Genomic DNA, 20,019 nt, shown 5'->3' with positions numbered 1-20,019 from the left:
GAGGGCGCCGGCATAGAACGCGATGAACAGGGCGAAGCCGGCGAGGAGGCCGGTCCAGGTGTGCACGGTGGTGAAGGTGCGGACGGTGGAAGCTTTCACCGTCAGAGCCCCGGCAGCGTGTGCTTGGCGAGGAACAGCGCGGCGAAGGCGCCGAGGTTGGCCACGGCGAGCCATGCCCATGCACGGGCACCGCTGCGGAAGAGGAAGGTGGCGGCCATGACGCCGATCCAGAGCGGGAAGAACAGGGTGAGCATCGGAATGACCACGGACTCGCTCGAGCCTGGCCATACCCAGATAGCCAGCGACACCACGGCCATGGACAGGGGCAGGCCGAGCACGATCCCGGCGAAGGTCTTGGCGAGCATCAGCGCGGCCTCCGTCCGGTGGCGGGGCGGAAGAACCAGGTGATGTACGGCAGGATCACCGCGCCGAACATCAGCGCCGTGAGCGCCGCGAAGATGCCGGGAAGCGCAGTTTCGCTCGTGACCCAGGCGATCAGGGCGGCGACGCCGAGAGCCCAGGCGGCGATTTTCGCCGCACGGCCCAGTGGTACCTGCAGGAACCGCTGGTTATGCGACGACAGGTAGGCGAGGGCCATGGCGAGGAGCGCTGCCATGCAGCCGAGAAGATCCATGGGCGAGGCCGGGCGGTTGACTGATTGATAATTATTATCATTTGTGGCCAACCGGTCAAACCGTCGCCAGATGGCAGGAGTTGCTTAAGTTTTGACCAATCCGTCCGTTAACTGAATAGGGGACGCTGGTAAAACTTGCGTTAAAGCAAGCCGTTAAATTACAATTAACCCATCCTCTATTCATCGTCATGCAGCATTTCGTTGCCTGACACCGCAGGAAAAGCCGATAACCCTCTGATGTAGCAGCCATGTTGACCACAGCCCTCATCGCCACGACCTTCCTAGCCTTCGCCCTTGCGGCGATCTCGGTCCGGCGTATTCCCGAGGGGCAGGTCTACACGGTGCGCCGTCTGGGCCGCGCGCCGGCGCTGCTTACCGCCGGCACCCATGTCGTGTTGCCGGTGATCGACCGCGTCGCCCACAAGATCGACCTCGGCGGCCAGGTGCTCCGTTTCGAAGGCGGCACCGTCTACTGGCAGGTCCTCGAGCCGGAAGTTGCCGACGAAGTCATCGACGAAGCGCCGGAACTCATCCGCACCAACGTCGTCGCCGCCCTGCGTGACACGAGCAGCGCCCACGAGACCGACCGCCGTGCCGTGGGCACCCAGCTCAAGCACGCTGTGAACGGCTCGCTTCGCGCCCGCGGCATGCTGGTTACCCGCGTCGAACTCGACGCCGCCTGATTCGTTCGATCCTCGGACAACGCCATTGGCTCATCTGCCAATGGCGTCCTTTCGATGCCGCCTGGTTCGCAGGATGACCTGCATGGCCGGCGTGGGAGCAGGTGGACCTGGCAGCGCTCGGGCTTTCATACTTCTCCCCCTTTCCCACGCTTCCAAGCCGCATGACCACGCGCGACGCCCTGCAAATCCAGCTCGAACGTGGCATCGCCACTCTTGGCGTGGCCTTGCCCGAGGGATCGGTGGAGCGCCTGCTCGACTATCGCGAGCTGCTCGAGCGCTGGAACTCGGCCTATAACCTCACCGCGATCCGCGACGACCGCGAGATGGTTGCGCGGCATCTGCTGGATTCGCTGGCGATCCTGCCCTATGTGCACGGGCGCTCGCTGGCAGACCTCGGCACGGGCCCGGGCCTTCCGGGTATTCCGCTCGCCATCGCCGAGCCGGCACGCGAAGTGCTGATGGTCGACTCCAACGGCAAGAAAGTCCGCTTCCTCCGCGAGGCCATCCGCTCGCTGAAGCTCGGCAACGCGAAGGCCCTGCAGAGCCGCGTGGAAGACGTCGAGGGCACGTTCGAATGCATCACTGCGCGGGCGTTCGCTTCGCTGGCCGACATGCTGGCCTGGGGCGGCCACCTGCTGGCGCCGAACGGCGTCTGGCTGGCCATGAAGGGGAAGCATCCGGCCGAGGAGCTGGACGGCGTCCCGGCGGGCTTCCGGGTGGAGGCTATCCATGCGTTGACGGTGCCGGAGGTCGAGGGCGAGCGACACCTCGTCGTTATCCATCGCGCATGACATCGAGCCCGGACTTCATCGGTTGATATAGCTCCGCTGCATTTCAGAGCCGGATGAGTCAAACAGATAAGTCACGGCCCGACCGCGCGTACCGAGCGGCGAGGGAATGAATGTGATCGCAATGCTCCCATTTTCCTGTCCGAAAACAACCGAGTAGGTTGGCGCCGCAATCGCATCGCGGATGTAGAGCCCGCGCGCTTTGTCGAAGGCCTTGATTTGCTCCAAGCTAACATCGCAATTGATGGAATCACACGACTCCACGCGTGGAATGCTCGCCGTCGCCAGGCTATCGGGAATGGGTGGGAGGTCTGGCACGGACTGGGCCGCGGCACCCGTGGCTGCGAACAACGGCAGCGCCGAACCAAAGAACAGAATGCGAGCGGCCTTATCCATATGGTCAATCATTTTCAGGGCTCATCTCTCGTCGAATTCGCTCTTTCTCTTCCCACGCCTTCTGCTCTGCATCCACAAGCTTTTGCAAATCGCCGGACTTGCGGGTCGTGGCGTCGAAGAACAGGTAGGTACTCGCTGGTGTACCCAGGTATCCGCGATATTGATGACCTAACATTGATGCCAACGTGACATAGCGCTTTATGTCATTCAATGAAAATTGAGCGCTATTGACGCTGTCTTTTGAAGGGTCGTCGGTTCTGACAAGGTCGTCTTTCGGTCCTGTCGACCAGTCGCCATGAGTATGATAATCACCGATCGCACCAGGCGGCGTTGCATCGGTACTACCACCGTCGATGGAAAGCCTTACCGGTTCGGTAGCGACAAAGTCATTCTCGCCAGAGACGACGATGTATCCTTGATACTCGACATTTTCCGCCATTGATCGACTATTGATGTACTTCAAGGCATCCAAGGCCGCGGCTTGAGGCGATCGAAAGTGATCGCCAGGTCGATCGCCATGGTCATCCGAGTAGCGGCTTGGGGAATTATTCGCATAAGCGAAACGATTGGCGAAGAAAATATCGCCAACACCCGCCTGCATGCCTTGCGGGTCCATGGAGAGAAAGCGACCCGTGCCAGGATCATAAAACCTGGCTTGCATATAAATGAGATCTGTCTCGTCGTCAGCCACGTGCCCGGTAAAACCGACGCCTCTTTCACCCATGGAAGTGTTGAGTGCATCGGTCCCATAGGGACGGTACTCAAATACTTTCGTTGTGTTCCCAACCTCATCGGTCTCCGCGAGTGGTGTGCCCTGAGGATCGGAGTAATAGTAAGTGACCGTCTTTGCCGCCCACGCGGAAGGCGTCGTAAACGCCATGCCCGCTGTTAACGCCATAACCGATAAGCGCATGCTCTCAGCCCCCTGAAGCAATCTGTTAGCGATCGCTACCCGACCGCAGTACCCGTCGAATGAGTATTGGCCTGAGGATGTGCTGCCGGCAAGTCCTCCGGGCGAGCCCGCGCGCCTACTACGGGCCCACCGGAATGTCCGAAGGTCCTTGTAGGAGAGTGTGTTACATTTGCTATACATAAGGCATCTAAGGACCGCAATGAAAAGCGAACTGCTACCGCCGATCCGCGTGACGCCTCAGGTGCGCCGCGATGCGGAAGAAATGCTGGGGCCGAACGAGAGCATGACGAGCTTCGTCACCGAGGCCGTGATCGCTCTCGCTACCCGACGCAGGCTCCAGAAGGCGTTCATCGAGCGCGGCCTTGCTGCACGCGACGCGGCGCGGCAGCGTCAGAGGTATCGTTCCGCGGAAGAGGTACTGGCGGAACTGGAGGCGATTGCCGGCGACGCTGAGGACAAGGGATGACCCACCGCATTCGCTTCACGGAAGAGGCGGCAGCCGACCTGGTGCGGCTTTACGGGTTCCAGGCCGAGCGCGATCCCGGGAGCGCCTGCCATGCCCTGGCCTCGATCCGCGAAGCCATCCATGTATTGGAAACCTCGCCATTCATCGGTCGAACAGGTGTTCCGGGCGACCCGATGATCCGGGAGCTTCTGGTCTCCTACGGCGCATCGGGCTACGTCGCGCTCTACGAAATCGAAGCTGGGCAGATGGTGACCATTCTCGCCGTCCGCCATCAGCTGGAAGACGACTATCATTGAGGAAGGCGGTTGCGAGCGCCCGCCGACAACTCGGTTCTCACCAAGCCAAGCCCCACTGGCACCTAGGGCCCGGTGGCCGGTCGATGCTAACCTAGCTCCCTTTCCGCGCACGGCAGCTACCGGTAACCCATGGCCCGCATCATCGCAGTCGCCAACCAGAAGGGCGGCGTCGGCAAGACCACCACCTCCGTGAACCTCGCCGCGGCCCTGGCCGCCGCGAAGCGCAAGGTGCTGCTCGTCGACTTCGATCCGCAGGGCAATGCCACGATGGCGTCCGGCGTGGACAAGCACGAGGCCAAGCCGAACGGGTGCGAGGTGCTGCTGGACGAGGCGCCCATCGCCGACGTGCTGGTCCGCACCGAGGCCGGCTTCGACCTGCTCCCGGGCAACGGCGACCTGACCGCCGCCGAGCTCAAGCTGATGGACGGCCTGGCCCGCGAGCAGCGCCTGAAGGAGCAGCTGGCCAAGATCGCGGACCGCTACGACACCATCCTGATCGACTGCCCGCCGTCGCTGCACCTGCTCACCCTGAACGCGCTGACCGCCGCCGACGGCGTGCTGATCCCCGTGCAGTGCGAGTATTTTGCACTGGAAGGCCTCTCGAGCCTGCTCGACACCATCGAGGCGGTGCGCCAGCGCCTCAATCCCGGGCTCGAGGTGGAAGGCCTGCTGCGGACCATGTACGACGTGCGCAACAACCTCGGCAACGAAGTCTCGGCCCAGCTCACCCAGCATTTCGGCGAAAAGGTGCTGCGCTCGATCATTCCGCGCAACGTGCGCCTGGCTGAGGCGCCCAGCCACGGGCAGCCCATCCATCTGTACGACCGCGGATCGCGCGGCGCCATCGCCTATATCGGCCTGGCCGGCGAGATCATCCGCCGCGAACGGGCGCTTCACGGCGCCGCCGTGGAGTCCGCCGTGAACGACATCGACGAAGCCGCGCCGGATTCCACCGGCGCCGTGTCTTAAGGAGTTTCCATGGCAGCAGCGAAGAAACGTGGACTCGGCCGTGGCCTCGACGCCTTGCTCGGCGGCGGCGCGGGTCCCGCCGCCACCCCCTCGATCGTCGAGCAGGAAGGCGAGCTGCGCATGCTGCCGATCCAGCAGATCCAGGCCGGCAAGTACCAGCCGCGCCGCCACTGGAACGACGAGGCGCTGGACGAACTGGCCGCCTCGATCAAGGCCCAGGGCCTGATCCAGCCGGTGGTGGTCCGCTCCATCGGTAAGGACAGCTATGAACTGATCGCCGGCGAGCGCCGCTGGCGCGCCGCCCAGCGCGCCTCCATGAGCGAGATTCCGGCGCTGGTGAAGGACGTGCCGGAGCAGTCCGTGCTCGCGATGGCGCTGATCGAGAACATCCAGCGCCAGGAACTCACCCCGCTGGAAGAGGCCCAGGCCCTGCAGCGCCTGATCGACGAGTTCGACCTCACCCACCAGCAGGCCGCCGACGCCGTCGGCCGCTCGCGCGCGGCGGTGTCGAACCTGCTCCGGCTCATGGAACTGCCGCAGTCCATCAAGCAGCTGCTCGACGAGAGCAAGCTGGAGATGGGCCACGCCCGCGCCCTGCTGACGCTTCCGGCCACCGTCGCCGAGCCGCTGGCGCTGGAGGCCGCGCGCAACGGCTGGACCGTGCGCGAGCTGGAGGAAGCGGCGCGCAAGGCGCAGCTCGCTCCGAAGGGCAAGGCCAAGGCGCCAGTGGCAGACCCGAACATCGCCAACCTCGAGCGCGAGCTGGCCGAGCGCTTCGCCACTCGCGTGGAAGTCGCGCATGGCCGCGGCGGCAAGGGCAAGCTGGTGATCCATTACCACAGCCTCGACGAGCTCGACGGCATCCTCAGCAAAGTCCGCTAGACCCACGTGTAAGACAAAGCTCATGGCGCCGGTCCAAGAAGGTGTGAATCCGAAGCAGCGCCAGTACGAAGCCATGGTGCGCGCCCTGTCGGCCGACCTTTTCCGGTACGCCTTCTGGTTGTCGCGCTCCGAAACGGTCGCTCAGGACCTGGTCCAGGAGACCTTCCTGCGCGCGTGGAAGAACCTTGACGCCCTCCGCGACGTGGACGCGGCCAAGCCCTGGCTCATCACGATCCTCCGGCGGGAACATGCCCGGCTGTACGAGCGCAAGCGGCTGGAGCTGGTGGAGCTGGACGATAACGTGCCCGAGGACACCCTCTTTGCCAGTCCGGAACGCAGCGGCGACGCCGCGCAGGTGCGCGAGGCGATGCTCAAGCTGCCCGACAAATACCGCGATCCGCTGGCCATGCAGGTGCTCGGCGGCATGACCTGCGAAGAGATCGCCGAAAGCACCGGGCAGCAGCCCGGTGCCGTGATGACCCAGCTGTTCCGTGCGCGCCAGCGCCTGAAGGCCTTGCTGGGCGGACGCGCCGCGGCCGAGGGGGGCCGGAAATGAATTGCCTCGACTTCCGCCGCCGCATCGGCGCCGAGCCGCGCTCGCGCGATCCCGAACTTCTCGCCCACCGCGATACCTGCAAGGAAGGCTGCGCCGCGTTCTGGCAGCGCGCACAGCGTTTCGAGGACGATCTCGAGGCCGCGCTGACCGTCCCCGTGCCCGAAGGTCTGGCCGATCGCATCCTGCTTGCCCAGGCCACCGGCGAGCGGCGCCAGCAGGTCCGGCGACGCCGCAGCTGGATGGCCGTGGCGGCCGCGGCGCTCATCGTCTTCATGGGAGCCGGGCTGTTCTGGCACCAGGCCGACAGCAACTCGCTGCCGGCCCTGGCGGTCGCGCACATGGCCGAGGAAATCGACGCGCTGAATCTCACCCACCCCATGACGGACGCGCAGGTGGAGGCGGGCTTCGCGGGCCGTGCCGCGCATCTCAAAGGCCCGGCGCCGGTCGGCGTCACCTACGTCCACGATTGCCGGGTCGGTCCGTATCCCGCGGTACACCTCGTCACGCGGATGAACGACGAGCCGGTGGTGGCGCTGTACATGCCCGGCAAGATGATCGACAAGAGCGCCGACTTCCACCGCGACGGCTGGGAAGGCCGCGAGGTGGCCCTCAGCGGCGGCACGCTCGTGGTGATGGCCCAGGATGCCAGCCGGCAGACCATGGCCGCGGTGGAACGGGGCTGGCGTGCGGCCATCGAGGGTCCGGCGCCGCGGAGCGTCGGGCAGATCTGAACCTTACGGTCTTCCGCGGCGACAGGCGCCAGCGGCAGGTTGCCCGCTGCCGCGGGATCGCCGGCATAGCCGGCTCCCACCGGTCATGCCGGGCATCGTGCGGTCCCACGGTGTCCCCGGCAGGCCGCTTGGGCGATAATGCCGCCCCGAATCCCGCTGCCCCGGAACCGCGATGACCGATCTCGCCGTGGTCGTGCCCGTCTTCAACGAGCGCGACAACATCCCGCCCCTCCTCGCCGAGATTGCATCGGCCCTGCGTGGGCGGATCGACTTCGAGATCATCTACGTCGACGACGACAGCACCGACGACAGCGTCGCCGTGCTCACGGCGGCGAAGGCGCAGTACCCGGAGTTGCGGATCATCCGCCACGTTACCCGCAGCGGGCAGAGCACGGCTGTGTGGAACGGCGTGCGCGCCGCCCGCGCGCCCTGGATCGCCACGCTGGACGGCGACGGCCAGAACGATCCCGCCGACATCCCGAAACTGCTCGCCGCGCGTCAGGCGGCGCCGGATGTGAAGCTTTTCGCCGGCTGGCGCGTCACCCGCCGCGACAGCTTCAACAAGCGCATCTCCTCGAAGATCGCCAACGGCGTGCGCTCGCGCATGCTCCAGGACGACACGCCCGACACCGGCTGCGGCCTGAAGCTGTTCGAACGCGAGACCTTCCTGCGCCTGCCCTACTTCGACCACATGCACCGTTACCTTCCGGCGCTGGTGAAGCGCGCCGGTTTTACCAGCCAGAGCGTGCCGGTGGGCCACCGCCCGCGCACGGCGGGAACCTCGAAGTACGGCATGCTCGACCGCCTCTGGGTCGGCCTCGCCGACCTGCGCGGCGTCGCCTGGCTGATGCGCCGCGCGAAAGTCACCCGCACCGAAGAACTCTGAGGGGGTGTAGGAGCGCGCCTTGCGCGCGACAGCTTTTGGGGCCGTGAGCAACAGGCCCTGCCGCTCTTCGCGAAAAGCTGTCGCGCGCAAGGCGCGCTCCTACAGCGCGCAGGCGCGCATCTGGCCGAGGCCCGGTGTGCTCAGCGGCTTGCCGGCAAGCGCGGCTTCCACGCGTCCAGCGCCTTCGCCGTGCGTTCCCGTCCCAGTTCGATCAGCTCGCGCGCGCGGTAGAACTCGTACACCGTCGACACGTTGCGCGGTATCTCGATCAGCAGGTCGGGCGGGTACGCGGCCAGGCGCAGGCGCGAGAGGTTGGCCTGCATGAGGTCCATCGACTGGGTCATCAACTCGAACATGCCCGGGTCGCGGATTTTCGGCCCGCCCTGTGCGCGCACGCGACCGAGCAGACGGCCGAGCTTTGCCGCGTAGCCCCTGTCGGCCACCGCCGTGACATCCTTTTCCGGCGGCTTCTGCATTTCCGCCGTGCCGTCCACGCTCACCGCCACCACGTAGTCGGCGTCCTCGCGCATCAGCGGCAGCACGGGCAGAGGGTTCAGCAGGGCGCCGTCGACGAGGCGGCGGCCATCGTGCGTGTAGGGACGGAACAGCGTGGGTATGGCGATCGACGCGCGGATGGCGTCGAACAGCGGCCCGCGGGTGAGCCACACTTCACGTTCGCGATCGATGTCGGTGGCCACGGCCGTGTAGGCCAGCTCGAGGTCCTCGATGTTCACCTCGCCGATCAGCTCGCGCAGCGCCGCCATGATGCGGTCGCCCTTGATGAAGCCGCCACCCGAGAAACTCCAGTCCACCAGGCGCAGCACATCGAAGCGGGCCAGCGTGGACACCCAGTCGCGGTAGACGTCGAGCTTGCCCATTGCATAGATGCCGCCGATGAGCGCGCCCATCGACGTGCCGGCCACGGCGACGATCTCGTAACCGCGCTCCTCGAGGACCTCGATGGCACCGATATGCGCGAGACCTTTCGCCGCACCCGCGCCGAGCGCCAGGGCCACGCGCGGCTTGCGCGGCGCGTTCGTGGCGGACAGGGCACCCTGGCCGGCGGCGATGTCGAGATCGCTCACGGACCGGCCTTCAGTGGTGGTTTCCGTTGGCCTGGTAACCGGACAGTGCGAGCTGCAGCAGGATCTTCATTTCCTCGCGCAACGGCAGCGGCGACACGATCTCCGCGTCGGGGCCGTACTTGAGCACGTCCATCAGCAGTTCGCGCGAATTCGAATACGGCACCTTCAGTTCGTAGCGGCCGTCAGGCAACCACTCGCCCTTCTGCTGGGAATGCCAGTGCTCGTCCGCCACCCAGCGCGCGGCGTGGGAGGAGAAGCGGATGGTGGCCCAGGCTTTCGGCTTGCCGGCGAAGATGCCGTAGCTGGATGCGAGCAGGTCGTTGAGCTCGGCCTCCTCCACGTCCTTCGCCTTTCCATCCAGCGCCTGCGGATCGGCGATGCGGTCCACGGCGAAACTGCGCAGCGCCTCGCGGTCGTGGTCCCACACGTCGAGGTACCAGTTGTCGCGATAGTGAGTGAGGCGCTGCGGCGACACCGTGCGCTTGGTATCGGAATTCGTGGTGCGCGCGCGGTAGCGGAAGCTCAGCTGGCGGCGCTCGAGCACGGCGCCCGCGACGATGCGGAACACCTGCTGGTCCATCTTGCGCGCGCCCCAGGAAATCACCCGGATGCGGTCGACCGGCAAGGCCTTGCCGCTGCCGTGGTCGGAGAGCAGGCGCTCGATGCGCGCCTTGAACGGCGCGAGCGCACCGGCCAGCACGCCGGGATCGGAGCGGCCGATCAGTTCGTTGAGGGCCATCAGCGCGGCCAGCTCGTCGCTGGTCAGCCAGAGCCCGGGCAGTTCGAAGCTGTCGCCTTCGCCCGCTTCGTAGCGGAACGAGGCCTGCTCGCCCGCCACGCTCTGCACGGGTGCCCCGAGCGCGTCGCGGAGGAAAGCCACGTCGCGGTAAAGCGTGGCCCGCGAACATTCCAGTTCGTCCATCAGGCGGGACAGCGGCACCGGGTAATGGGCGGACTTAAGCAGGCGGTGCAGGGTCAGAATGCGCTCGTAGCGGTCCATGGGTGTCGCCGGCAGATGGAGCTTGCGGAAAGTGTGTCCGTGCGGGCGTGACGCCCGTATCTACGGCCCGAAGCATGGCGGTGGGCGGGCCGCTCCGCAAGTCGGCGGCATTTGCGCGAATGGATCGGCGTGGCCCCCGGTTTGCGCCGAGCGCCATAAGGCGCAAGAATGCCTCTTTGCGATTCGCCGAAGGCCTTCCCCGACCATGGCGGAACCGACCGAGACGCCCTCCGTCGTGCTCGACCCCCGCAACCTGTTCTCCACCCCGAGCGTGGTCATCCAGACGGCCACCGGGACCGGCTACGGCCTGTGGATGGTGCTCGGGACGGCGCTGGCGCTGGGTACCTATCCGGACGGGCGCGGCGAAGTCCTGGTACCCCTGTCGATCGGCCTGGTTTTCGTCGCCTCCGGGCTCGTCGCGACCTGCCTGCGGCTGCCGTTCGCCTCCGACTGGCATGGCTGGAATCCCGTGAAGCGGATGATGCCGACGCTGGAAGGCATGATCGCGATGGTCAATTTCCTCCCTATGCTGGCCCTCGCCGGTCTCGCCCGCGGCGGCAACGATTTCTGGGCCACCCGCGTGGCCGGTGCCGCGCTCATGCTGTGCAGCCTGGCCACCCTGGTCTATACCGCGCGCGGCGTGTCGCGGGACCTGCCGCCGGCGCTGGCGTCGGTCGGCAATGCGTTGCCGCTGGGGCGTGCGACCTGGGCCGTGTTCGCCGGCGGCCTCTGGTTCTGGCTTTGCGTCGCACTGCAGACCGAGACACCGATCGAGCCGTTCAATCCATGGCGGCTGGGCCTGCTCGCGGTGGCCCTCGCGCTCGGCTTCGTCGAAGGCATGCGCTGGCGGGCGCTGCGCAGGCTGGCCGAGGACAACGGTGCCGGCGAGCGTTTTGCCAGCGGACGCGGCGCCGCTTCCCTGCTGGGAGGACGGGTCGCGGTGGCCATGCTGTCCGTCGGCCTCCCCAGCCTGCTCCTCATTTCCCACCCCGCGGGACCGGCCCACGCACTGTCGGCCGCTCTGGCCGCGTTAAGCTGCGTTGTCGGTCAATGCCTCGAGCAGCGCCTCTACGGCCGCGCATACGGCCGGCTCGTCGCGGGCCACGCATGACGGTTTCCCTTCCACCATCCGGGTAGACGATGAAAAAACTCCTTATCGCCACGCTCGTCCTCGCCGCCCTGCCTTTCGCGGTATCGGCCCAGGACGCCAACGCCAACGCCAACTCCAACTCGAATTCCGACTCCGCCCAGAACGGCGGCTGGACGGGTTCCGGTGAATTCGGCTTCGCTTCCTCGCGCGGCAATTCCCGTTCCGAGAACGCCAATGCCAAGCTCGGCCTGAGCCAGGAGAACGAGGTCTGGAAGAACAACTTCTTCCTCAACGGCCTGCGCTCGAAGGGCGAGGTGTCGGTAGAGGACGGCAACGGCAACACGGTGGACAAGTTCAGCACCACGGCGAACCGCTACGACACGGGCGCTTCGGTGGGCTACAAGTTCGACCCGCGCAGCTACGTGGTGACGGCAGCGCGTTACGAGCACGACGATTTCGGCGCCAATCTCTGGCAGGGCATCATCTCGGTAGGCTACGGCTACATCGCGCTCAAGAACGAGCGCGCCGAGCTGTCCTTCGAAATCGGTCCCGGTTTCAAGCGCTACCAGCCTGCGAAGTCCGAGCGCGCCGTGCTGAATCCTGACGGCACGCCGGTCGTGGATGCCGGCGGCAATGCCGTGAGCGAAACCTACAAACCGGACGCCGAAAGCGAAGTGGTCGGCCGCGGCTTGGTCAACGCCAAATACCGCCTCACCGACAACACGGCACTGGAAGACACGCTGCTGGTGGAAGCGGGTTCGAAGAACCAGTACTACCAGAACGACATCGGCCTCTCGGTCAGCATGACGAAGAAGATGGCGCTGAAGGTCGGCTACCAGATCCGCTACAACAGCGACACCCAGCCGGGCACGCAGAGCACCGACAAGCTGACGACGACCAACCTCGTCTATAACTTCTAAGCGGTCGATCGCGTCCTCGACGCCTCATCGCCTGATGTAGGAGCGCGCAACGCGCGCGACATCTTTTCGCGCCAGTCCCCAAGCTGGCGCGCCAACTCGGGGTCACGGCCTCAAAAGATCAGCGCGCGCAGGCGCGCTCCTACATCGCGCGAGGCGCGCTAACGCTGCGGCTTCAACAATTCGTCGGCGCCCTGCGCCAGCAGCATCGCCGCCACCTCGTGCCCCAGCGCCACCGGCGTGTCGCCCTGGCTGTCGGCCTGCGCGCGCAGCAGTTCGCCGGTGGCCGCGTCGCCCACCAGTCCGTGAAGGGTGAGGCCGTATTCGGCGACCACGCACCATGCGCCGATCGCCACCGCGCAGCTTCCGCCGAGCTTCTCGTTCATCGCGCGCTCCGCGTCCACCGCGATGCGTGTCTCCGCGTCGTTCAGGGCCGCCATGAGTTCGCTCACGCGCAGGTCGGCCTCGCGCGACTCGACCGCGATCGCGCCCTGCCCGGGCGCGGACAGCCAGTCGGGGCTGGCCAGGCGGTGGCGGATGCGCGCGACCATGCCGAGCCGCTCCACCCCCGCGCAGGCGAGGATGATGGCCTCGTAGTGGCCCTCGTCCAGCTTGGCCAGGCGCGTGTTCACGTTGCCGCGCAGGTCCAGCAGCTGGAGGTCCGGGCGCAGTGCGCGCACCTGCGCCTGCCGGCGCAACGACGAGGTGCCGACGCGGGCGCCGTTCGGCAGGTCGGCCAGGGTGCCGTAATCGTTGCTGATGAAGGCGTCCGCCGCGTCCGCCCGCGGAAGGATCGCGGAGAGCACGAAACCCGGCTCCAGTTCGGCCGGCACGTCCTTCAGCGAGTGCACGGCGATATCGGCCCGGCCCTCGAGGATGGCAACCTCCAGTTCCTTCAGGAACAGACCCTTGCCGCCGATCGTCGCCAGCGAGCGGTCGAGGATCTCGTCGCCGCGCGTGGACAACGGTACCAGTTCCACCACCAGCCCCGGATGCGCCTGGCGCAACAAGGCAGCCACGTGTTCGGCCTGCCAGAGAGCCAGCGCGCTTTTGCGGGTGGCGATGCGGAGCGGTGCGGTCATTGCTTTCCAGCCGGGACGAAACGGACGAAGGAGAGAATTGTCCCGCAAATGGCCGGCGGGCGCAGCGCCGGCGTGCAAGACGCTGGATTCCTGCTTTCGCAGGAATGACGGGCTCGTCGACTCACGCCGACCGCAGCAACTGGCGGACCGCGGGCAGGTTGCGCCGGCTGACCTCGGGGGCTACTTCGGTGCCGGACAACCGCGCGAGCACGCGGCCATCGGGCAGCGTCTTCAGGCCTTGCAGCCGGGACCGGGGTACCAGGCAGTTGCGATGCAGGCGGACCAGCCGCTCGCCATGCGCGGCTTCCAACTGGCGCAGCGATTCGTCGATCAACCACATGCCGCCGGCGTGATGCACGGCCACGTACTTTTCGTCCGCCAGCAGATAGAGCACGTCGTCCAGGGCCACGCGCACCTCGTCGGCGCCGCTGCGGGCACGCAGCCAGGCGCCACGTTCCGCGCGCGGCGACGGCCGCCGCGCGGCCGCGCGATCGAGCGCTTCGTCCAGACGCTCCGCGCGCACCGGTTTCAGCAGGTAGTCCGTCGCGCCGACGTCGAAGGCGCTGAGCGCGTGCTGTTCGTAAGCCGTGCAGAACACCACCTGGGGCGGAGCAGGCATGGCGGCGAGCCGGCGCGCCGCCGCCGTTCCGGTCAATCCGGGCATCTCCACGTCGAGCAGGACGAGGTCGGGGGCGAGTTCGGTACACGCCTCGAGCATCGCCTCGCCATCGGCAACCTCGCCGACCACGGTCACATCGGCGCGGCGTGCCAGCAGGCCGCGCAGGCGGACCCGTGCGAGCGGTTCATCATCGGCGATCAGTACGCGCATGCGCGGCCTCCGGCAGGAACACGCTCACGATGAAGCGGCCGTCGCGCGTCTCGGCGCGCACCGTTGCGCGTTCCCCGAAATGGAAACGCACGCGCTCGCGCACGTTCCGCAGGCCATGCCCATTGCCCGGCGTGGCCGGCGCGTCGGCCATGGGATTGTCCACGACGATCTCCACGCCGCCCGGCACCCGGCGGCCGCCGAGGCGGATCGTGCCGCCTTCCCGCAGCGGTTGCACGCCGTGGCGGATCGCGTTCTCCACCAGCGGCTGGAGCAGCAGGTGTGGCAACGGAAGCTCCGCCGGTACGTCGATATCGCGCTCCACGCGAAGGCGTTCGCCCAGGCGCAGCGCCTCGATCTCCAGGTAACGGTCCACCAGGGCCCACTCCTCGCCCAGCGTTCCCAACGAGGCCTGGTCGCTGCCCAGCGCGGCGCGGAACAGTTCGGCCAGGTTCTCCACTGTGCGCTCGGCGGCGTCCGGATCGACCCGGATGAGGGCGGCCACGGCGTTCATGCTGTTGAAGAGGAAGTGCGGCCGGATGCGCGCCTGCAACGCGGCGACCTGTGCCTGCGCCGCGGCGGCGACGCGCGCCTGCCACTGCGCCACCACGTAGAAATAGCGCAACAGGCCCGCGCCGAGCAGTCCGGTGGCGAGCATGCAGTCGCGTACGAAGCGGAAGCCCGACGCCGGGCTGAGGCCCGCGCCCAGGTTGCGGTCGATCCAGCCGAGGACGGCGGCACTGAGGCCGACCGTGATCACCAGCAGGAACCACACCGCGGCATAAGGCAGGAGCCAGGGCAGTTGCTGCATCCAGGGACGCAGCTTGCACAGCGCCACGGTGAGCAGGATCGAAAGCCAACTGGTGAACAGCACGGCGATGCTGTAGTCGCGCAGGTCGCCGCCGTTCCCCGGTGCCAGCCACATCAGCGTGACCGTCAGCGCCCCGACCACCAGCAGGGCGAACAGCACGGGCAGGCTGCAGAAATCGGGCAGCGGCGCGGATGGCTGTCGTGGAATGTCTCGGGGTTCGGGCATGCGGTGAGTATGCAGGAAGGCGCTTTTTGTGGGAGCAGCTCCCGCAGAGGGGCGTCATCGCCCCGCGAAGCGCTCCGACAGCCAGGCGCGGATGTCCGCGATCTCCGGCGCACTCACCTGGTGGCCCATGGGATAGGTGTGCCATTCGATGCGATGGCCAAGCGTCTCCAGCGCCTGGCGCGACTGCTCGCCCAGGACCATCGGCACGACCGGGTCGGCGCTGCCGTGACCCCAGAAGATCGGCGTGGCGTGGTTCGCCCCGCTGCGCTCGGCCTCGATGGTGTCGTGCAAGGGCAGATAGGCCGAAAGCACGAGGATGCCGGCCAGCGATTCGCGATGGCGCAGACCCGCCGACAGCGCCATCGCACCGCCCTGCGAGAACCCCGCAAGCACGATCCGCGACGCCGGCACGCCGCGCTCCACCTCGCGCGCGATCAATGCTTCGACCTCGCCGATCGAGGCGCGGATGCCCGGGGCATCCTGCTTGTCTGCGATGGCGAGGCCCTTGATGTCGTACCAGGCCCGCATCGGCACACCGTTGTTCACCGTGACCGGACGCACCGGCGCATGCGGAAACACGAAGCGCACGCCCGGCCACGCGGCATCGACCAGTTCCGGGACGATCGGCGCGAAATCGTCGCCGTCGGCACCCAGGCCGTGCAGCCAGATGACCGACCAGGCCGGCGAGGGGCGTGTTTCGTGTTCGACGGTAGGCAGGGGCATCGTGGGGACTCCTTCGGCAGGGGCGCATCGTAGCAGGGGCGAAACCTTTGCCGGGCCGGAACGCACTCACCCCCAACTGTGCGAGGTGTTTGGCGATGCATACCGGGGAGCAGTACCACCAGTTCTTCCTGACGTCCCGGCGGGAAGTGGCGGTGCGCGACCGTTTCCAGCAGCTGGCGTTGGGCCTCCTGGCGGACGGTGCCGACGTGCTCGATTTCGGAGCCGGCACGGGTATCGATGCGAAGGCTTATGCCGCCAGCGGCCACCGGACCTACGTCTACGAACCGTCTCCATCGATGCGCGGGCACCTCGAAGTGTATTGCCGGGAGGAAATCGCCCGCGGTTCGACGATCCAGGTCGACGCAGCGCTTCCGTGCCATGTCGGCGCGGTGACCGCCAACTTCGCCGTGCTCAACCACATCGCCGACCACACGCCGCTTTTCGAGCAGCTGTACACCGTGGTCAAGCCCGGCGGATTCGTTCTTGCCAGCATGCTCAATGCCTATTTCCTCAGCGACGCGAGGTACGGCTGGTGGCGAAGGAACCTCCTGAACCTGCTTCGCCACGGCGCCTATTCGTTCCACACGGAAAGCGGCATCCATCGCTTCGCCCCGCGCGTGCTGGCGCGCTCCGCCGCGCCCTACTTCCGCATGGAACGCCTGTTTCCGCGTGGGCTCGGCATGTTGACCGAGCCCTATCTGTTCCTGCTCTTCAGGCGCACCTGACCGTGTTACGGAACGCCATCCGCCGCATCATGCGGCCCGTGCCGCAGTGGGCGACGGTCGCCGTCGAGCCGTCGGCGCAGTTCGTGAGTGCCGAGCTCCTTTGGGACGGCGGCCATGCAGATGCCACCCGCGACCACACGGTCGCGTCGCTGAAGCCGCTGACGATCGCGACCAGCATCGACGGCGGGCAGCGGCCCCTGCTCCAGTACAGCGATCGCCTCACGGGACGCGTGCTCGGCGTGCTACGTCTCAGGAAGGAAGGGAGCATCGAGGCCGACAACGCGCGGCTCAACCTGTACCAGGTCGAGGAGGGCAGGCATTACTGCCTCGGCTGGCCGTTCCGTGCATTGACCGCGTGGCGGCAGAATCGAAGCATGCTGAAGAACCGGGCGAGGAACCACCTGAACATGGAGCCCGTTGCCGCGCAGCAACTCATGATCACGTACCTTTCGCCCCGCCCCGTGGTCTTGGTGTCGGTAGAGGCGGAAGGCCACCGCAACATCTTTCCCATGGATCTCATCGGGCCGTTGGAAGGCAGTGGGCTCTTTTCGCTGGCCTTGCGCAGCAGCAACGTTTCGGAGCCCACGATGAGCGAGGCGCGTCGCGTGGCGCTGTCGCATCCGCCGGCCTCGATGAAGCCCACCATTTACCAGCTCGCACGACACCACAAGGATGCTCTGGCAGCCTGGAGCGCGCTTCCCTTCCCGCTTAGCCGTTCCCCCGAGTTCGACATTCCGACGCTAGGGTCGGCGCTGCGCGTGCAGGAGCTGTCCATCGTCCACAGCCAGGTCATCGGTTCGCACACGTTCTTCCTGTGCAGGGTCGTCACCACCGAGGACGCTGGCGATGGCGCGCAACTGCACCACACCGCGGGGTTCCACCAGCACTACCGGACTCGCCTCGGCACTCCTCTGCCGGAAGCGTGACGACTCCTTTCTTGACGACTCCCGTCTGATGTAGGAGCGGCCCTCGGCCGCGACAGCTTTACGCCCCAGTTTTCGAATCTGCGCGCCAGCTCATGGGCGTGGCGAAAGGCTGTCGCGGCCGATGGCCGCTCCTACAGATGGCACGGCGTGCCTGGGCCTATTCGCCGAGCCCCAGTTCCGTCGCGAAGAACGTCATCGACAGCGCCTGGTTGCCCACGCGCTGGCTGAAGGGCGCGCCGATGCCGTGGCCGGCGTTCATGCGGGTGAGCAGCAGCACCGGGTGCCCCGAGGTGCTGGCGTCCTGCAGCGCGGCGGCGAACTTGCGCGACTGCCACGGCGCGACGCGCGGGTCGTTCGCGCCGGTGGTCAGCAGCACCGCGGGATAGTTCGTGCCCTTCTTCACGTTGTGCAGGGGCGAGTAGGCCAGCATGGCCTTCGCCAGCACGGGATCGGACACGCTGCCGTACTCGCTCACGTTGTACGGACCGTTGGAGAACGCGGTCTCGTGACGCGGCACGTCGTAGATGCCTACGGCGCCGACCACGGCACGGAACTGCTCCGGATGCTGCGTGAGCGCCGCGCCCATCAGCAGGCCGCCGTTGCTGCCGCCGAGGATGCCGAGGTGCTTCGTGTCGGTCCACTTCGTATCGACCAGCGCCTGCGAGGCCGCATAGAAATCGTCGAACACGTTCTGCTTGCGCGTCTTCTGGCCTTGTTCGTGCCATGCCTCGCCGAACTCGTTGCCGCCGCGGATGTTGGCGTAGGCCAGCACGCCACCGCGCTCCAGCCAGGCCAGGTTCGCGCCGATGAAACCCGGCGTCACCGGGATACCGAAGCCGCCGTAGCTGTACAGGATGGTCGGACGCTTCCCGTTCGGCGTCGTGCCGTCCATCGCGATGACCGTCACCGGGATCTTCGTGCCGTCCTTCGAGGTGCCTTCGACGCGGGTCACGCGCACCTTCGAATAGTCGGCAGCGGGCTTCACTTCGAAGATGGTCTTCATCGCACCGGTGGCACCGTCGTATTCGGCCCAGCGCGTGGGCTGCGTCCAGCCCGCGTAGGAAATCAGCGCCTTGCCCTGGCCTTTTTCGGCGGCGACGCCGCCGATGGCGATGCCGGTCGCAGGCAGTGGCACGCGGCGCACGAAGCCGGCCTTGGCGTCGTACTGGTCGGCCCACCAGTCCGGGCCGGCGCTGCGCACGACGAGGAAGCCCTCGCCGAGTGCCGTCACGTGCTGGATGGCGCCCTTGCCTTCGGCGAGCACGTCGGTGGCCTTGCCATCTGCGCCGATCGCGATGATCCTGCCGCGCGGCGTGCCGGCGAAGGTCACCACGTAAAGGCGGTCGCCCACCCAGCTCGCCTCGCGTACGTCGGCTTCGCGGCCGAGTACGTGCTTGAAGGCACCCTTGCCTTCGCGCAGGTAGACCTCGGCCGGGCCACCGTCGCCTTCGTTGGCCAGCAGGGCCGTGGCCTTGCCGCCCTCGCTTTCCTTGAGGATGTACTCGGCCACATGCGAATAGCCCTTCCCGAATACGACCGTGTCCTTCGCGGCGGGCTGGCCGATGACGTGGTGGGCGAGGTAGGCGTCGAATTCACGCAGGGGCTTGCCGGCCGCGGGAGCATCGAAGCGCGCATAGGTCACGCCCTTCTCGTCGGCGTCCCAGGCCAGCGCCTGCGGCGTGGTGCCGCCGCCGGCGAAGGGCAGCACGTCGCCCAGCGCTTTGCCCGTGCTCGTATCCAGGAAATGGATGGTGGTCAGTTCGCTGCCGCCCTCGGCGGTGCCGTAAGCGAGGTAACGGCCGCTCGGCGACGGCCAGTAGGCCGTGATCGCGGTACTGCCGTCGCCCTGGTTGAGGTCCACCAGCGTGCGCGTCTTCCCGTCCGGCCAGGCCTTGGCGACCAGCACGGGCTGCGGCTGCGGCGGCGTGTTCTCGAAGTAGAACAGGGTGCCACCGGCGAGGGTGGGCGAGGAACGCGTGGTGGAAGTGATCGAGAGCTCGCGGATCCGGTTGCTCAGGGCCTTGCCCAGCGGCATGGCGCCGATGGCGGCTTCGGTATAGGCATTCTGCGCGTCGATCCACTGCTTGACGTCGGCCGCCTCGGGGTTCTCGAGCCAGCGGTACGGATCCTTCACCGGCTGGCCCGCGAGGGTCTCGGAAACCGTGCGCTTCGGCGTCGCCGGCGGCGGGGTGGAGGTGGCGGCCTGCGCGCCGAAGGCAAGGCACAGGCTGGCGGCAAGGAGGCGGGGGACGAGGACACGCATGGGCTGGACTCCGTGGAGGATTTCCGAGGGTAGCAAACGCCACGCCCGCGCGTAGGAGCGCGCCTGCGCGCGACAGCTTTTCGCGAGGCCTAACAGGGCCAGTTGCTCACGGCCTCAAAACATGTCGCTGTCTCTTATACACATCT

24 protein-coding genes are annotated in these 20,019 nt (G+C 66.9%); 13 read left to right on the top strand and 11 right to left on the bottom strand.

What is annotated here, in order from left to right; translation table 11 throughout:
- Positions 1–101: 101 nt before the first annotated feature.
- Positions 102–365, bottom strand: a complete 264-nt coding sequence (locus ACR9ZH_RS17165; RefSeq protein WP_481291974.1) for a hypothetical protein — start codon at positions 363–365, stop codon at positions 102–104.
- Positions 365–616, bottom strand: coding sequence for a hypothetical protein (locus ACR9ZH_RS17160; RefSeq protein WP_481291973.1), 252 nt, complete (start codon positions 614–616; stop codon positions 365–367). The genes ACR9ZH_RS17165 and ACR9ZH_RS17160 overlap by 1 nt, the downstream gene beginning before the upstream one ends.
- Positions 617–882: 266 nt before the next feature.
- Between ACR9ZH_RS17160 and ACR9ZH_RS17155 the strand changes: the two genes are divergently transcribed.
- Together ACR9ZH_RS17155 and rsmG are read left to right on the top strand one after the other, a co-directional pair.
- A complete protein-coding gene (locus ACR9ZH_RS17155) occupies positions 883–1,317 on the top strand; it encodes an SPFH domain-containing protein (protein ID WP_481291972.1) in 435 nt (144 codons plus the stop codon).
- Positions 1,318–1,478: 161 nt separating this feature from the next.
- Positions 1,479–2,108: a 16S rRNA (guanine(527)-N(7))-methyltransferase RsmG gene (gene rsmG, locus ACR9ZH_RS17150; protein WP_481291971.1), complete on the top strand. Its 630-nt coding sequence runs from the start codon at positions 1,479–1,481 to the stop codon at positions 2,106–2,108.
- 15 nt (positions 2,109–2,123) lie between these two features.
- On the opposite strand, the gene ACR9ZH_RS17145 is transcribed toward rsmG, so the two are convergent.
- Positions 2,124–2,513 (bottom strand): hypothetical protein, encoded by a 390-nt coding sequence (locus ACR9ZH_RS17145; RefSeq protein ID WP_481291970.1) that lies wholly within the window; start codon positions 2,511–2,513, stop codon positions 2,124–2,126.
- Positions 2,506–3,414 carry an RHS repeat-associated core domain-containing protein gene (locus ACR9ZH_RS17140; protein WP_481291969.1) on the bottom strand — a complete coding sequence of 303 codons (909 nt, stop codon included), beginning with the start codon at positions 3,412–3,414 and terminating at the stop codon, positions 2,506–2,508. The genes ACR9ZH_RS17145 and ACR9ZH_RS17140 overlap by 8 nt, the downstream gene beginning before the upstream one ends.
- A 199-nt stretch (positions 3,415–3,613) precedes the next feature.
- On the opposite strand from ACR9ZH_RS17140, the gene ACR9ZH_RS17135 reads away from it, so the two are divergent.
- The 7 genes from ACR9ZH_RS17135 to ACR9ZH_RS17105 all read left to right on the top strand — a co-directional run bounded on the left by ACR9ZH_RS17135 (position 3,614) and on the right by ACR9ZH_RS17105 (position 8,200).
- Positions 3,614–3,880, top strand: a complete 267-nt coding sequence (locus tag ACR9ZH_RS17135; RefSeq protein ID WP_481291968.1) for a YlcI/YnfO family protein — start codon at positions 3,614–3,616, stop codon at positions 3,878–3,880.
- Positions 3,877–4,176, top strand: a complete 300-nt coding sequence (locus tag ACR9ZH_RS17130) for a type II toxin-antitoxin system RelE/ParE family toxin (RefSeq protein WP_481291967.1) — start codon at positions 3,877–3,879, stop codon at positions 4,174–4,176. The genes ACR9ZH_RS17135 and ACR9ZH_RS17130 overlap by 4 nt, the downstream gene beginning before the upstream one ends.
- Positions 4,177–4,305: 129 nt before the next feature.
- Positions 4,306–5,145, top strand: coding sequence for a ParA family protein (locus ACR9ZH_RS17125; protein ID WP_481291966.1), 840 nt, complete (start codon positions 4,306–4,308; stop codon positions 5,143–5,145).
- Between the two features lie 9 nt (positions 5,146–5,154).
- Positions 5,155–6,027 carry a ParB/RepB/Spo0J family partition protein gene (locus ACR9ZH_RS17120; RefSeq protein WP_481291965.1) on the top strand — a complete coding sequence of 291 codons (873 nt, stop codon included), beginning with the start codon at positions 5,155–5,157 and terminating at the stop codon, positions 6,025–6,027.
- Between the two features lie 22 nt (positions 6,028–6,049).
- Complete coding sequence (locus ACR9ZH_RS17115) at positions 6,050–6,583, top strand: sigma-70 family RNA polymerase sigma factor (protein WP_481291964.1); 534 nt, start codon at positions 6,050–6,052, stop codon at positions 6,581–6,583.
- Entirely contained in the window at positions 6,580–7,314 is a 735-nt protein-coding gene (locus tag ACR9ZH_RS17110; RefSeq protein ID WP_481291963.1) for a DUF3379 family protein, read from the top strand. Before ACR9ZH_RS17115 ends, ACR9ZH_RS17110 begins: the two co-directional genes overlap by 4 nt.
- A gap of 172 nt (positions 7,315–7,486) precedes the next feature.
- On the top strand, positions 7,487–8,200 hold the full coding sequence (locus tag ACR9ZH_RS17105) for a glycosyltransferase (protein ID WP_481291962.1): 714 nt from the start codon (positions 7,487–7,489) through the stop codon (positions 8,198–8,200).
- Between the two features lie 140 nt (positions 8,201–8,340).
- Here the strand turns inward: ACR9ZH_RS17105 and ACR9ZH_RS17100 are convergent, their stop codons facing one another.
- Positions 8,341–9,285 carry a patatin-like phospholipase family protein gene (locus ACR9ZH_RS17100; protein WP_481291961.1) on the bottom strand — a complete coding sequence of 315 codons (945 nt, stop codon included), beginning with the start codon at positions 9,283–9,285 and terminating at the stop codon, positions 8,341–8,343.
- A 10-nt stretch (positions 9,286–9,295) separates the two neighbouring features.
- Complete coding sequence (locus tag ACR9ZH_RS17095) at positions 9,296–10,285, bottom strand: helix-turn-helix transcriptional regulator (RefSeq protein ID WP_481291960.1); 990 nt, start codon at positions 10,283–10,285, stop codon at positions 9,296–9,298.
- Positions 10,286–10,490: 205 nt separating this feature from the next.
- Between ACR9ZH_RS17095 and ACR9ZH_RS17090 the strand changes: the two genes are divergently transcribed.
- Entirely contained in the window at positions 10,491–11,396 is a 906-nt protein-coding gene (locus ACR9ZH_RS17090) for a hypothetical protein (RefSeq protein ID WP_481291959.1), read from the top strand.
- A 29-nt stretch (positions 11,397–11,425) separates the two neighbouring features.
- Complete coding sequence (locus ACR9ZH_RS17085) at positions 11,426–12,295, top strand: DUF481 domain-containing protein (protein ID WP_481291958.1); 870 nt, start codon at positions 11,426–11,428, stop codon at positions 12,293–12,295.
- Between the two features lie 158 nt (positions 12,296–12,453).
- Here the strand turns inward: ACR9ZH_RS17085 and hemC are convergent, their stop codons facing one another.
- From hemC to ACR9ZH_RS17065, 4 genes are all read right to left on the bottom strand, one after another.
- Positions 12,454–13,374, bottom strand: a complete 921-nt coding sequence (gene hemC, locus ACR9ZH_RS17080) for a hydroxymethylbilane synthase (protein WP_481291957.1) — start codon at positions 13,372–13,374, stop codon at positions 12,454–12,456.
- Positions 13,375–13,495: 121 nt separating this feature from the next.
- Positions 13,496–14,203, bottom strand: coding sequence for a LytR/AlgR family response regulator transcription factor (locus tag ACR9ZH_RS17075; RefSeq protein ID WP_481291956.1), 708 nt, complete (start codon positions 14,201–14,203; stop codon positions 13,496–13,498).
- Complete coding sequence (locus ACR9ZH_RS17070; protein WP_481291955.1) at positions 14,181–15,236, bottom strand: sensor histidine kinase; 1,056 nt, start codon at positions 15,234–15,236, stop codon at positions 14,181–14,183. Before ACR9ZH_RS17070 ends, ACR9ZH_RS17075 begins: the two co-directional genes overlap by 23 nt.
- A 54-nt stretch (positions 15,237–15,290) precedes the next feature.
- Positions 15,291–15,959, bottom strand: a complete 669-nt coding sequence (locus tag ACR9ZH_RS17065; RefSeq protein ID WP_481291954.1) for an alpha/beta hydrolase — start codon at positions 15,957–15,959, stop codon at positions 15,291–15,293.
- 95 nt (positions 15,960–16,054) lie between these two features.
- Here ACR9ZH_RS17065 and ACR9ZH_RS17060 point away from each other — a divergent pair, with 95 nt between their 5' ends.
- Both ACR9ZH_RS17060 and ACR9ZH_RS17055 read left to right on the top strand, forming a co-directional pair.
- Positions 16,055–16,684 (top strand): class I SAM-dependent methyltransferase, encoded by a 630-nt coding sequence (locus tag ACR9ZH_RS17060; protein ID WP_481291953.1) that lies wholly within the window; start codon positions 16,055–16,057, stop codon positions 16,682–16,684.
- Positions 16,685–16,686: 2 nt separating this feature from the next.
- Positions 16,687–17,610 (top strand): flavin reductase, encoded by a 924-nt coding sequence (locus ACR9ZH_RS17055; RefSeq protein WP_481291952.1) that lies wholly within the window; start codon positions 16,687–16,689, stop codon positions 17,608–17,610.
- 157 nt (positions 17,611–17,767) lie between these two features.
- Here the strand turns inward: ACR9ZH_RS17055 and ACR9ZH_RS17050 are convergent, their stop codons facing one another.
- Positions 17,768–19,873, bottom strand: a complete 2,106-nt coding sequence (locus ACR9ZH_RS17050; protein ID WP_481291951.1) for a prolyl oligopeptidase family serine peptidase — start codon at positions 19,871–19,873, stop codon at positions 17,768–17,770.
- Positions 19,874–20,019: the final 146 nt, after the last annotated feature.

The sequence above is a fragment of the Luteibacter sp. SVR4-7G genome (genome assembly GCF_056755555.1).
This window is presented reverse-complemented; position numbering and strand designations above follow the sequence as displayed.